The organism is Pseudoalteromonas luteoviolacea H33-S, from assembly GCF_001625695.1.
GTDB classification, from domain to species: Bacteria; Pseudomonadota; Gammaproteobacteria; order Enterobacterales; family Alteromonadaceae; genus Pseudoalteromonas; species Pseudoalteromonas luteoviolacea_B.
The window spans coordinates 79,757-93,369 of record NZ_AUXY01000122.1; the positions used below are offsets into that span (position 1 = coordinate 79,757).

At 43.3% G+C, this 13,613-nt stretch carries 15 protein-coding genes; 5 read left to right on the forward strand and 10 right to left on the reverse strand.

Annotated elements, in window-relative coordinates; translation table 11 throughout:
• Window positions 1–2: 2 nt before the first annotated feature.
• From N477_RS22765 to argC, 3 genes are read right to left on the reverse strand one after another with little or no spacing between them, the layout of a single operon-like run.
• Window positions 3–920 (reverse strand): ornithine carbamoyltransferase, encoded by a 918-nt coding sequence (locus N477_RS22765; RefSeq protein WP_063361473.1) that lies wholly within the window; start codon window positions 918–920, stop codon window positions 3–5.
• An 8-nt stretch (window positions 921–928) separates the two neighbouring features.
• Entirely contained in the window at window positions 929–1,717 is a 789-nt protein-coding gene (locus N477_RS22770) for a hypothetical protein (protein WP_063361472.1), read from the reverse strand.
• Window positions 1,714–2,721 (reverse strand): N-acetyl-gamma-glutamyl-phosphate reductase, encoded by a 1,008-nt coding sequence (argC, locus tag N477_RS22775; protein ID WP_063361471.1) that lies wholly within the window; start codon window positions 2,719–2,721, stop codon window positions 1,714–1,716. The genes N477_RS22770 and argC overlap by 4 nt, the downstream gene beginning before the upstream one ends.
• A gap of 167 nt (window positions 2,722–2,888) precedes the next feature.
• On the opposite strand from argC, the gene argE reads away from it, so the two are divergent.
• Window positions 2,889–4,067 carry an acetylornithine deacetylase gene (gene argE, locus N477_RS22780; protein ID WP_063361470.1) on the forward strand — a complete coding sequence of 393 codons (1,179 nt, stop codon included), beginning with the start codon at window positions 2,889–2,891 and terminating at the stop codon, window positions 4,065–4,067.
• Between the two features lie 15 nt (window positions 4,068–4,082).
• Here argE and N477_RS22785 read toward each other — a convergent pair whose 3' ends face one another.
• The 3 genes from N477_RS22785 to N477_RS22795 form a co-directional block, all read right to left on the reverse strand.
• Window positions 4,083–4,778, reverse strand: a complete 696-nt coding sequence (locus tag N477_RS22785) for a DUF3581 family protein (RefSeq protein WP_063361469.1) — start codon at window positions 4,776–4,778, stop codon at window positions 4,083–4,085.
• A 187-nt stretch (window positions 4,779–4,965) separates the two neighbouring features.
• Window positions 4,966–5,604 (reverse strand): cytochrome b/b6 domain-containing protein, encoded by a 639-nt coding sequence (locus tag N477_RS22790; protein ID WP_063361468.1) that lies wholly within the window; start codon window positions 5,602–5,604, stop codon window positions 4,966–4,968.
• A 170-nt stretch (window positions 5,605–5,774) separates the two neighbouring features.
• Complete coding sequence (locus N477_RS22795) at window positions 5,775–6,929, reverse strand: iron-containing alcohol dehydrogenase (protein ID WP_063361467.1); 1,155 nt, start codon at window positions 6,927–6,929, stop codon at window positions 5,775–5,777.
• Between the two features lie 13 nt (window positions 6,930–6,942).
• Between N477_RS22795 and N477_RS22800 the strand changes: the two genes are divergently transcribed.
• From N477_RS22800 to N477_RS22810, 3 genes are all read left to right on the forward strand, one after another.
• Window positions 6,943–7,944 (forward strand): LysR family transcriptional regulator, encoded by a 1,002-nt coding sequence (locus N477_RS22800; protein WP_231098085.1) that lies wholly within the window; start codon window positions 6,943–6,945, stop codon window positions 7,942–7,944.
• A gap of 73 nt (window positions 7,945–8,017) precedes the next feature.
• On the forward strand, window positions 8,018–8,500 hold the full coding sequence (locus N477_RS22805) for a glutathione peroxidase (RefSeq protein ID WP_063361466.1): 483 nt from the start codon (window positions 8,018–8,020) through the stop codon (window positions 8,498–8,500).
• Complete coding sequence (locus N477_RS22810; RefSeq protein ID WP_063361465.1) at window positions 8,497–8,940, forward strand: MarR family winged helix-turn-helix transcriptional regulator; 444 nt, start codon at window positions 8,497–8,499, stop codon at window positions 8,938–8,940. Before N477_RS22805 ends, N477_RS22810 begins: the two co-directional genes overlap by 4 nt.
• 22 nt (window positions 8,941–8,962) lie before the next feature.
• Here N477_RS22810 and gltX read toward each other — a convergent pair whose 3' ends face one another.
• From gltX to proB, 4 genes are all read right to left on the reverse strand, one after another.
• Window positions 8,963–10,450 (reverse strand): glutamate--tRNA ligase, encoded by a 1,488-nt coding sequence (gene gltX / locus N477_RS22815; protein ID WP_063361464.1) that lies wholly within the window; start codon window positions 10,448–10,450, stop codon window positions 8,963–8,965.
• 92 nt (window positions 10,451–10,542) lie between these two features.
• Window positions 10,543–10,908 (reverse strand): glutaredoxin family protein, encoded by a 366-nt coding sequence (locus N477_RS22820; RefSeq protein ID WP_063361463.1) that lies wholly within the window; start codon window positions 10,906–10,908, stop codon window positions 10,543–10,545.
• A gap of 133 nt (window positions 10,909–11,041) precedes the next feature.
• On the reverse strand, window positions 11,042–11,995 hold the full coding sequence (locus N477_RS22825) for a GGDEF domain-containing protein (RefSeq protein ID WP_081216415.1): 954 nt from the start codon (window positions 11,993–11,995) through the stop codon (window positions 11,042–11,044).
• A 48-nt stretch (window positions 11,996–12,043) separates the two neighbouring features.
• Window positions 12,044–13,162 carry a glutamate 5-kinase gene (gene proB / locus N477_RS22830; protein ID WP_063361462.1) on the reverse strand — a complete coding sequence of 373 codons (1,119 nt, stop codon included), beginning with the start codon at window positions 13,160–13,162 and terminating at the stop codon, window positions 12,044–12,046.
• 240 nt (window positions 13,163–13,402) lie between these two features.
• Between proB and N477_RS22835 the strand changes: the two genes are divergently transcribed.
• On the forward strand, window positions 13,403–13,579 hold the full coding sequence (locus N477_RS22835; RefSeq protein WP_419555252.1) for a hypothetical protein: 177 nt from the start codon (window positions 13,403–13,405) through the stop codon (window positions 13,577–13,579).
• Window positions 13,580–13,613 lie beyond the last annotated feature (34 nt).

The following is a 13,613-nucleotide window of genomic DNA, read 5'->3' on the forward strand; positions in this document are numbered from 1 at the left end:
TTTTAAAATTGCTTGCTTAACAAAGTGACCAGTAGCGCATTCTGGGCATGCATCCGGTTCTCAGCTTGTTGAATAATTTTTGAATTGTCGCCATCCATTACCGCAGACGTAATTTCATACTCTCTATGCGCAGGCTGGCAATGTAATACAGTTTGTGCCCCAGTCTGTTCTAACAGCTGAGTATTAATTTGATATGGCATGAATGTATCTTTTGCTTGCTCTAATGAAACATTCGAACCCATTGACACCCAAGTGTCTGTATACAACACATTTGCCCCAGCTGCCGCTTCTACCCGATCACTGATCAAAATACTGGCGCCGTTTACGGCAGCCATCTGCTCTGCTTGCTTAACGATTTGCGCATCGGGTGAATGACCTTTAGGGCATACTGCAACAAAATCAGTGCCTAAACTCGCAGCCAACAACATGAGTGAATGCGTCACGTTATTCCCCTCACCCAAATATGCCAACTTCAAGCCGCTCACATCACCATACACTTCTTGCAATGTCATAAAATCAGCCAAAGCCTGACACGGGTGATACAGATCACATAAGCTATTCACTACGGGGACATTGGCAAATTCTGTAAGTGTTGATAGCGTGCTATGTTGGTTAACGCGGGCGACAATGGCATCAGCCCAAGTGGAAATATTCAGTGCAAAGTCCTTTACCGACTCACGACTACCCATTGCACCATTTTGCTGATCTAAATACACAGCATGGCCACCAAGTTTATTGATCCCAATATCGAATGATAAGCGAGTCCGTAAGCTTGGTTTTTCAAATAAAGTAACTATCGATTGCCCAGCCAAAGCCTGCGAAAAATCCTGTGGCTGCGCTTTGATCTGGTGCGCAAGATTGAATAGCTTTAATAGTGCTGCTTGGTCGAGCTCTAGGCCCGTAATGAATGACTGCGTCATGTTATATCCTAAGGTAAAATTTTTGTTCCGACATGGTCGCCTTTTAATAAGGCAATTAAATTTTCTGGCTTTTGCCAACTTGAGATATACACACCACGTCGTAAATGTTGGGCAGCGTGAAGACTGGTCTTAACTTTGACCTCCATCCCGCCCACAATCACCTTCTGCTGTATTAACTTATCGATTTGCGCTGCATCTAATGAATGCAGAGGCTGTTTTTGAGCATCTAACACCGCTTCTACATCAGTCATGAACACCAATTCAGCGCCAATGTTTTGTGCTATTGCGGCGGCTGCCTCATCAGCATTGATATTATACAAACCACCATCTTGACCTATCCCAACAGAACTCACTAAAGGAATACGTCCAAGCGCTAATAAGTTATCTAAAAGCCCAAGTCCTTCTTCAGCAACACAAGTACCGACCTGCCCGAGCGCCTTGAGTTTTTGCTTAGCTAGAAACCCCGCCTCATACAAGCAAGTGCCAACAGGCTTGAGTCCCGCAACAATAGCTTGTGACATAAGCTGTTTGTTAGCACATCCCGCCAAAGCGCCGACTATGTAGGGTAATTGCTCTTTAGGGCTTATCCGTAAGCCTTGATGTTTAGCTGTTGCAAAGCCAGCATCTTCTAGCCAGCGATCAACCAGTGCGCCACCACCGTGTACGAGTACAAACTGCTTGTCTTGATCTTTACTCAGGTCGTGTAAAACCTGAAATAGCGAAAGTGCAGCTTGCTCGGTATTCAATACAGCCCCACCTACTTTGATCACCCAAGTTTTTTTTGCTACTTGATTCATCCTTTTAACCCCAAAGTAGGTGAAAACTCACTGACAATATTCATACATTGAAGTGCTTGGCCCGCAGCGCCTTTCAGTAAATTATCAATTGCGACAACCACGATTAACTGCTGGCCTTGTTGCTGCCAACCTATATCTACAAACGGGGTATTCGCCGCCCCTTTAATAGATGGCATACTGCTACCTTTGAGGCGAATAAGCGGTTCATCTGCAAGGCACTGGTAAGCAGATTCAACCTCATGAGGTGTCACGCCTTCTTTTAACTGCACATAGATAGTTTCCAAGATCCCGCGTGCAAAATTACCTAAATGTGGTGTAAATAGAACTGGGTGATCCAGATACTGAGTGATTTCGGGGCCATGACGATGGTTAAATAAACCATAAGGAGATAAAGACACTTCACAAAACTGCGTAGCCAAAGATGCTTTTCTGCCCGCCCCTGTAACACCAGAAACCGCATTGATAATAATGGGCGATTCAGTGAGTAACCCAGCATTTTTAAGTGGTTTTAATGCATTTAACGCTGCGGTTGGATAACACCCTGCAACAGCAACCAACCGTGCATCTTTAATCGCAGTAGAGCACCACTCGGCCAAGCCATATTGAGCTTCATCTAGCAGTGCCTGATATGGATGTTCAAATCCATAAAATGCTTGGTATTGAGAGGCATCAGCTAGGCGAAAGCCCCCTGACAAGTCAAAAACTTTTAACCCTAATTCGAGAAATTTAGGGGCCAGGGATACACTTACTTTATGGTCAGTACAAAGGCAAACGTAATCCGACTGCGCAGCAATTTGTGCGAAGGCTTGCTCTGTGAGTGGAGATAATTCGATATCCAGTAAACCGCTATGTTCGGGATATAACGCGCTCAGCAACTTACCTTTGTCTAAGCTTTGCTCAGACACATAGCAGCTGATCAAATTAAATTCAGGATGATTTGCTAGTAATTTGGCTAATTCTGCACCACTATATCCACTGGCGCCGATAATAGAAACATTTAACATCGATAACTCTTTTTTAGTTAGTTGATTGGGGAGTCACACTTGCTATAGATGTCATGTTCTTCGCATCGCCACCCCTAAAATAATTATTCTTTAAAAATGAATTGATATTCATACTAAACATATATAAATTTTTATGCAACATCTTTGAATAAATATTTTGGAGTATTATGTCAGTACCAGATTTTCTCGACATGTATAAAACGCTCATTGCGAAGCCATCAATTAGCGCCATTGATGAGTCTTTAGATCTGAGTAACAAAGCCGTTATCGATGTACTCGCTAACTGGTGTCGCGATCTCGAGTTTGAGGTGGAGATCACCGAGCTCACACATGCGCCGGGAAAATACAATTTATTAGCCCGAAGAGAGCCACTTAATAGTAGTAAAAATCATGGTGGGTTAATGCTCGCAGGCCACACAGATACAGTGCCTTTTGACGACGCCCGTTGGAATTCAAACCCGTTTGAATTGACAGAAAAAGACAATAAGTTATTTGGGCTTGGTAGCATTGATATGAAGGGCTTTTTTGCGTTTGTGATCACGGCGATATCGCAACTTGATCGCAAATATCAAAATGCACCCTTGATGATCCTCGCCACAGCTGATGAGGAAACCACCATGGCAGGCGCGCAGCAAGTTGCCCAGCACACTTCCCTCAAACCAAAATACTGTGTCATTGGTGAACCCACAGACATGGTGCCCGTGTTTACACACAAAGGTCATATGAGTAGCGCTATCCGTGTAACAGGAAGATCAGGACATAGTTCTGATCCAGACAGAGGCCTCAATGCCATCGAAGTGATGCAACAAGTGATCTCAAGATTGTTACATTTAAAAGAAGAATTAAAGAATAAATATTCAATTGAGCACTTCGCTGTACCGCACCCAACTTTGAACCTAGGTCATATTCATGGTGGCGACAATGCTAATCGCATTTGCGGATGTTGCGAGCTGCATATTGATATTCGGCCACTGCCAGGTTTGAGTATCACTGAACTTGAACAGATGCTCTTAAATGCCATTCAGCCGATCAACGAGCAACTTCCCGGCTGTGTCGATGTCATAGCGCTTCACGACCCAATACCTGCATTTAGTGGCCGTACAGATTCAGGGCTCGTAAAGTTAGCTGAAAAGCTCTCACGTCAAAAAGCCATTGCCGTCAATTACTGCACAGAAGCGCCCTTTTTACAGCAGTTAGGGTGTGAAACCATTGTCATGGGTCCAGGATCAATTAATCAAGCCCACCAGCCGGACGAGCACTTAGACATGGATAAAATCACACCAAGCCAGAATGTGATTCTAGATTTAATTGAAAAGTGTTGCTTCAATAAAGAAAAAGCCAGCTAATTGCTGGCTCTTTGCTTACTTTAATGTGACTTTTCGCTCATTGTAGTAGGCAATCAAATCATCGATTGCCTGCTGGCAGTATTCTTTAATACCAGATACAAGCATATGCTTTTCACCAAAGCCAACTTTTTCACCATTACTTAATAGTTCAAAGCGCAGAATGATCTTGCCACGTTTACCTTCATAACTAAAATCTGGCGTTGCAGCTTCCAGTGTAACCTCTTCAATGTCCAATGTATCCAAATGAATAGACATTGACTCATAGATCACCATAGGGCGCGCCGGATTGATCATCACCTCTTGCTGACCCATCAGCGGAATGATCACATGTGGGAAGGCTTTGCCAGAGAAAGCGACATAGTTTTTAATTAGGCTCTCTACAAGTTGAGTACATTGCTTCTTTTGGCCTGAGCGCTTCACAGACAACATGGTTTTTTCATTTGAAACAATATCAAACTCGTCACTACCTTCAGGAAACTCTAACACTGATGTCTCATCAACCATGCCAGCAAAGGTGAAGTGCATATTTTCACTCACACCATACTTATCAAGGACCAATGAAAACAGTAAGTCACCAGGAACACAGAATTTCTTTGCATCAATATCGTGCAAAGGGTTGAAGTCATCAGCCACCTGCTTTGCAAATTGACTGCCTTGTTCACGGTTGATCACGAGTTTATTGGTTTCTTGTTGGTAATAGGGTGTAAGCATAGTTAACTTCTTTCTTGCATGAAAATCGCGCTATATTAGCAGAAAATAAGCATAGAGAGGTCATATCTCTATGCTAAATGTTGTAACTTTTGATGTCGCCTGCATTTTTTATGTGTGCTATCTGAATACATTGACAGAACGAACATAACAAAAGCGTGTCACTGCAAGACGAAGGACAATGTTGAAACTACAACAGCGCACTGAGAGGCTCTCCTCCCCATAAAACCAAAATACCACTCGCGGCTAAAATAAATAAAACATATGCCCATAAACCATTTTTAATGGCAGGCGCCTTATCTGATGACGCCATTTTTCCTGTCAGCAAAGTTCTCAGCAGATTAATACCTTTAATGCGGTACAGTAAAATGGCAATGATATGCACACCGATGCCGACCAATAAAATATCAATATTGGTCTTGTGAATACTACCCGCAAGCTCTACCCAATCGTAGCTTACATAGCTCACTAGCGGTCCATCCATCAAAATATCATCCGTCGTCATTAACCCAGATATCAGTTGGACAAAAATAACCACAAAGAAAAACAGCACCATCATGCTGCCCGCAGGGTTATGCCCAATGTGCGCGCGTTTGCTTTTAAGTGCTTTAACCACCGCTTTTGGATAATGAAATAATGCTTTTAGTTTGGCGGTATCGCTACCAAATACACCCCATACCACTCGCGTGATCATCAATGCTAATAACACATACCCAGTCACAAAGTGCAGATCAAGCCAACCTTCGTCTCCCGATACATATAAAACAGCAATGCCAATGACGAGTAGCCAGTGAAACCCGCGAATAAATCCATCCCACACTTTGATCATAATTGCCCCTACTATTTTTGTGTGATTGTAAAGAGTACCTGAGGGCATAAACAAAAACGATGGTTTTGCGTTATAAAACGTAGAAATTTTGCGGCAGGACAAAAGGTAAGAGAATAAAACTTATCATTATGAATAAGGGCGCCGATCTGACGCCCAACTCAGCTAATAGCTTATAAGCTCGCAGCAATGATCTGACGGCTTTTATCCAGTGTAACAGCCTGTTGTTCACCCAGTGCTGTCATACCATGGCGCTCCAATTGAGCCGTGATCTTATCCACTGCCTCTTCACCAACACCATAATCACTTAAGCGTGTTTTCATATCAACGCGGTGGAAAAACTGCTCTGTCAATTCAATTGCCGATGCGATTGCTTGCGCTTCATCTGAGGTATCCAGTCCTAAAACACGCTCTGCATATTGCAGTAGTTTCTCTCGTTTGTGCTCTGCTTGCTCTGACATCATTCTTGGTAAAATAACTGCGAGCGTCTGGGCATGATCTAAACCGTAAACCGCCGTGATCTCATGGCCAATCATGTGCGTTGCCCAATCCTGTGGTACGCCCGCACCAATGAGACCATTAAGCGCCATGGTTGCCGACCACATCACATTGGCGCGTACTTTATAATCCACGTCATCTGACAGCAGCTTTGGACCCTCTTCCATCAATGTCATCAATAGGCCCTCAGCGAATCGATCTTGTACCTTCGCATCAACAGGATATGTCAGGTATTGCTCCATGGTGTGAACAAATGCATCCACAACGCCATTAGTTAATTGTCTCGTTGGGAGCGTTTCCATCACTTTTGGATCAAGTACTGCAAATTTAGGTTGGACAAGGATTGAAGCAAATGGCAGTTTGTCATGTGTTTCGCTATTTGACACTACGCTAAAGCTGTTTGATTCTGATCCCGTTGCAGGTAGCGTTAATACCACACCAATTGGCAATGCAGATTTGACTTCTGCGCCTTTGCTCAGGATATCCCAAGGCTCGCCTTCAAAGTTGGCAGCCGCAGCAATGAATTTACTGCCATCAATCACTGAACCGCCACCTACAGCAAGAATATAGTTAAACTCTTCAGCCTTAATTTTTTCAACAGCTTGCATGCAAGTTTGATAAGTCGGGTTAGGCTCAATACCAGCAAACTCACCCCAGTTAAATTCGTTCAAAGCGGCACTGACTTGCTCATAAATACCATTTTTATGGATGCTGCCCCCACCATAAACCACCAATACTTTTGCTTCACTCGGGATAGCCTTGGTTATTTCAGCTACCTGTCCTTCACCAAAAAAGATCTCAGTCGGGTTGTAAAAATTAAAGTTAAGCATAACTGCTCCTGCAATGACGGTATGTTATTTAATTGCGAGACAGTTTAATGGTATGCATAACGAAGATCATTATTCAAAAGACAATTCACTTTTGCTCAGTTGCAATAATGAAGTATTATTCACCCTCATATTTGCACAGGTGATACAGGGTATGTGGCAAGGGTTAGATATTTTTTTAGCAGTTGTGGAGCATGGTAGTTTTAGCAAAGCAGCCAATGCTTTGGATGTGTCCACCTCCCATGTGAGTCGTCAGATACAGCAGTTAGAGTCCAGATTGGGCACGGTATTACTGCAGCGCACGACTCGCAGTATAAAGCTGACTGAAGAAGGACTCGCCTATGCAGCCAAATTGAAAGACATTCAGCACGCATTACTAGATGCCAATAATGAGCTACAAGGCGTCCAGCACACCCCCAAAGGACCGATCAGAATCACGGGGGCAGGTGACTTCGTTGCAAATCGAGTTGCCCCTGTCATTGTTCAGTTTTGCCAACTTTATCCAGAGGTCGACGTGCATCTAGACTTCAATGCGCGTAATGTTGATTTAATCGAGGATGGCTTTGATTTAGCGATTCGCTTTGGACGCCTGCAAGACTCCAGACTCATCGCCCGTAAGCTCAGTACACGCTACATGAAGTTATTAGCAAGCCCTGATTATTTAGCAAAAGCACCAGCATTAAGATCTCCACAAGATTTGCCCCAGCATAATTGCCTGATTGCGATTTCTAATCGCTGGCGATTCCTTGGCGATGAAGGCATCGATGAGATCAAAGTCTCTGGTAATTGGCGAAGTAACAACCCACAAGCGATCCTACATGCTTGTCGTTCAGGTCTTGGGATCGCCCATCTAGCTGAGGACATTGCCGAGCAAAGCCTTGCAAGTGGTGAGCTCGTGTCATTACTTGATGAGCATCAGGTCAATGATAATGCCAGTTGGCTGGTTTATCCCCGAAAAGACTTAATGCCACTGCGTGTTCGACTCCTGATCGACTTTTTACTTGCACACATAAAGTGATCTTTTCTATTGCGAACACCGTAAGTTTAGCCTAACATTTAAATCGCGCACGATTAAATCACTGGAGATATAAATGCTTTACGAATTTACTGCCAATACCCTACAGGGCCATACCTATGACTTTTCAAATTTAAAAGGGAAAGTTGTCCTTGTCGTGAATACGGCGAGTCAATGTGGTTTGACACCGCAATATGAAGGACTTCAACAGCTTCATAAAGAACTGCACACTGAAGGGCTTGAGATCATCGGTTTCCCATGTAATCAATTTGGTAAACAGGAACCAGGTAGTGCGTCAGAGATCCAACAAGGCTGCTTAATCAACTATGGTGTCGACTTTACCATGATGGAAAAAATTGAAGTCAACGGCACTCAGGCACATCCGCTTTATCAATATCTCAAATCAGCACTGCCTGGGATATTAACCAACAACATCAAGTGGAACTTTACCAAGTTTTTAATTGGCAAAGATGGGCAACCTCTTAAACGTTATGCGCCCACCACGAAGCCTGAAAAAATTAAAGCAGATATCATCAATGCGCTTGGACACACTTCATGAGCGACAAGCACCCTGAATTAAACTTAGATAATCAGCTTTGCTTTAGCTTATATGCAGCCTCAAGACACATAACACGCTTGTATCAGCCCATGCTGAAACAGCATAACTTAACCTACCCACAGTACATTGTGCTGCTGATCTTATGGCAAAAAGATGGCATGTTAGTCAAAGACATTGGGGAGCGTGCACAGCTCAAGAGCAATACGCTAACCCCTTTGTTAAAAAGGTTAGAGCAAAACGGATTAGTGACACGTCAAAGGGACAGTGAAGATGAAAGACAGTGTTATGTGTATCTGACTGAGCAAGGTAAAAACTTAGAAAGTTTATGTGCTTGCATTCCCTCTCAAATGCTAAAGCAAACTGAGATACCAGTAGAAAAGCTCATTGAGCTCAAACAACTGCTTGACCAGCTGATGGTCACAGAAGTGCATGGTAAGTAAGACACTTACCATGCGTTACAGGTTATCCGATTGTTGGATACTCTCGGTATGCCTTTTCTAGCTTTTTAGCCTGTTTTTTTGACACGCCGATGTGGTTAAGCGCCACGCGTAGACGTGCACGAGACAGATCTGAGCCCAGTACTTCCATCGCATCCACCACAGATGTTGACGAAGTCTTACCGGTGATCGCAACAAAAATCGGCTCCAAGAATTCTTTGATCTTTAGTTCATGGAACGTCGCAACACTTTTCGCAATCGCAAAGATCTCAGACTTATTCCAGCTGCGAAGCTTTTCCAATTCCCAGATAAAGAACTGAAGTGCTTGGGTGGTCACTGCATCATCAGCTTTACCAGCAGTTAATAGTGCAGGATCATAACTTGGTATGCCACCAACAAAGTGACCAGCAAGATCTACCAGATCTGATAACGTATTAATACGTGCTTTTGCTTCAGGTAATACTCGCGCCAGCGTCTGCGCATTGAATTTCCAATCAACAAAGCGCTGAATTAACTCTTCATCAGATAAGTTTTCACGGATCCATAAACCGTTTAACCAGCTTAACTTATCAACATCGAATACCGGTCCGCCCAGTGATACACGTTTCATATCAAAATGTTCGATCATCTCAGCTAAGGTGAACTTTTCACGCTCATCTGGCATTGACCAGCCCATGCGACCTAAGTAGTTAAGTACAGCTTCAGGTAAGAAACCCATTTCTTTATAATAATTGATAGAAGTCGGGTTCTTACGCTTTGAAAGCTTAGATTTATCTGGGTTACGTAATAAAGGCAAGTGACCTAGTACAGGTGCCTCCCAACCAAGATCTTCATACAGCTTTAACAGCTTAGGCGCAGAGTTGATCCACTCTTCACCACGGAAAATGTGGCTGATCTGCATGTGATGATCATCCACAACGTTCGCCATGAAGTATGTTGGAAAACCATCCGCTTTCAACAGCACTTGCATGTCTACGTTTTCCCAAGGGATCTCAATCTCACCACGAAGGTAATCGTTAAACTTAAACGTGCCTTCCTCAGGAATAGTCATGCGGATCACGTAAGGTTTGCCTGCGTCTAAATTTGCTTGAATTTCTTCTTTGCTTAGACGTAAACCACGACCATCATATTTAGGACGAAGGCCTTCAGCCATTTGCTCTTCACGCATTTGGTCAAGCTCTTCTGCGGTAGCAAAACAGTAGAATGCTTTGCCCTCTTCAACTAACTGGTGAGCAAACTTTTGATATAACTCTGTGCGCTCTGACTGGCGGTATGGACCAAACTCACCGCCAACGTCTGGACCATGGTCCCAGTTAAGACCTAACCAACGTAAGCTGTCCATAATAGCTTGCTCAGATTCAGGCGTGCTTCTTACTTGATCGGTATCTTCTATACGCAACACAAACTCACCACCTTGTTGTTTTGCAAAGCAGTAGTTAAATAGGGCGATATAAGCAGTACCTAAATGCGGATCACCTGTCGGAGAGGGCGCAACACGTGTACGGATTGTCATGATATGTCTCTTAAATTTGTTACTTAAAATAATAATTGAGATGCTAGCACAGCCTCAGCATAGGGAAAATAGCTAGCATCATTGACTGTGCATTAAGCTGAGCGCTCTAGCCCTTGTAAATAGCTCACAATGTCACTGGATTCATAAAGCCAAGTTACTTGCCCTTGCTCTTCAATTCTCAGACAAGGCACTTTAACCTTTCCGCCCTGTTCGAGTAACTCTTGGCGGTATGCTGCATTGCTTTTGGCATCACGAGTTTCTAGCTTTAAGCCTTCACGTTTTGCAGCACGTCTCACTTTGACGCAAAAAGGGCAAGCCTTAAACTGATATAGTTTTAGGTTTTGCGTAATGGTGTCGAGTTGCTGCTGTGCTTGTGCCGAGCGTTTTTTACTTCTTGGTGTAAAAACAAAGTCGAATAATAAGATAAGACGGCCAAGCAACCAACGGATCAGTTTCATGAATATTCTCCCAGTCAAAATCGGCGCTAGAATACCATAAAGCTGCGCAACATACGCGCAAAAGTTCCTATAAAAGTATATTTCGTAACCGGAAGATCAAACCAAATACGGCTGTATTTCTCTTTAAAGTGGCTTAAAAAAGTTCAATGTCTGTTTCCGCTTTTGCTTGACCGGCGATCCCTAATTCTTCAAAATCCACAACCTGATCCCGGCCATGCTTCTTAGCGTAATAAAGCGCCAGATCAGCCTCATGAACCAACTCAGACACCTGAGCAATTTCTTCTAATACTGTGTAACCAATACTGATGGTGAGCTTTTTAACTTGAGGGAAATTGAATGCTGCGATGACTTTGCGCACGCGATTCAATAGAGATCTGGCTTCACTCCTGTCATGAGCTTGAAATAACACAGCAAACTCTTCACCACCATAGCGAAAAACAAAATCTTCTGCGCGGAAGTTATCTTTAAGCTGCTGTGCAACCAATAATAACACTTCATCGCCAATAACATGACCAAAATTATCATTTACAATTTTAAAGTGATCAATATCAAACAGCGCTAAGTACCATTTCCGAACCCCTTGCTGCTCCCGCTCAATGACAAACCCTTCACCCGTGGTGATCTCTATCACTTTGTCATCAAATGTTTGCCGATTTAAAAGTTGTGTGAGTGGATCTATGCGGCTCAGTGCGAGGGTATTGAGTTGGTGATAGAACACGTTAATCAAATGTCCAATCAAATAGCTACGAGCCGTGGGCAGTTTCTCACCAATCCATAATAAGCCCATAATGGCTTTGTTACTTCTCAATACAATACAAAGATGGTTATCACCAAATAGAATATGCTGGTGCTTAAGTGTCTCAGCCCGAGCTAATAAATACTCCAAATCTGGCGGTGTTTTAGAGGATGACAAAGCTAATAGCTTTAAACGTTCTTTGTCAGATAAGCTTGGAGCGAGGTACATGGCCATGGGTATATCTGGAAGCAGCTCAGTAAGGATTGTCTGAATACGCTTATACAAGTCATTTTCACTTTGCATCTGCAACAAGCTAATTGCAAATTCATGTCCGCATGGCGATATATCCACACTGAAGCCTCCAAAAATCCTCACACAGTATAGCTTAGCCCCTCCTAGTTAGGTTGCAACGTGCTCAAGTAAGACAAGGTCATCTCTGTGAACAACCACATTTGCGCCTTGATAGCCCAGTACCTCGTTGATCTTTGCACTATGTAATCCTTTGATCTGCTGAAGTTCCTGGCTGTCAAAGGCCACTAATCCCTTTGCGATCACTTTGCCCTGAATGCTCTTAAGCTCTATCAAATCACCACGTTGAAATTGTCCGCTCACATCTGTTATGCCCTTAGCCAAAAGACTTGCCCCCTGTGAGCAAACCGCATTGATAGCACCAGCATCACAGATCAACGCACCACTGCACCTAGGGCCTGATAACAACCACTTTTTTCGCCCATCTAATGGCGCATTAAAACGAATAAACTTTGTACTTTTTGCTAAACCAGAATGAATATTAACAATGACATTAGACTCACTACCTTTTGCTATTACGGTTTCAATCCCCGCACGCTGCGCAATTTGAGCAGCTTGTAATTTAGTCGCCATGCCACCAGTGCCCAGTGAGGTGCCTGCACCACCAGCAAGTGCTATGATTTGCTCATCTATTTCTCCCACTGTTTCAATAAGGCTCGCATCTGGGTTTTGTCTTGGATCGGCTGTAAATAAGCCCGACTGATCTGTGAGGAGTAAAAGTCTGTCTGCATTGGCCAATATTGCCACCATCGCAGATAAATTATCGTTATCTCCCACCTTAATTTCGCTGGTTGCCACAGCGTCATTTTCATTAATAATGGGCACTACATCATGACGTAGCAACTGTGTTAATGTATCTCTGGCGTTTAAATACCGCGCGCGATCCTCTACATCAGCTCGGGTCAACAATAACTGCGCGACGGACACATCAAAAATCGAGAACAGGCTTTGCCATAAGTGGATTAATTGCCCCTGCCCTATCGCGGCTAACATTTGCTTTTCAGCAATTGAGTTACCAATATCCTTATCTAACGCAGCACGCCCTGCAGCAACAGCTCCACTGGAAACAAGAATAACCTGCCAGCCAGCCTTTCTTAACTCGACACACTGGCTTGCCAAATCAACTAGCCGAGCTTTATTTAACAGTGCTCCTCCAGCTGTGAGCACACTAGTGCCCAGCTTTACAACAATGACTTTACGATTAGCCATCTACTTACATCCAAACTTCTCAAAACAGAGTATTTTTATAACATGCACATGCCAAATTGGATACTAAACAAACAACCTAATGAAATTTATTTCAATGCCTTCAATCTCATTGCATGACACATTTCAAATAACTCACATGTGGATTATGATCAATATCAAGCTCTACTTATACAAACGAGATGTATACTACTATTCGAGGAGGTGCCTATGAAAAAGCCAAATTACAAAAAGGAGTTAATAATGCTTCCCCTACTGTTGATCAGTATCGCATTGTGCATTGGAGGGCATTTTATCTTGCAGCCGAGCTACCAAAATAATCATTGGGCTGAGTATAGCCTCGCAGCATTGCCATTTTTAATGTTTGCGATTGTGATCATTGCCATCAAAATCGCAATTAAAGCCGATAAAGAAGAGTAAGCCTGTTTCACGCCCTCATCACGTGTATGACTTG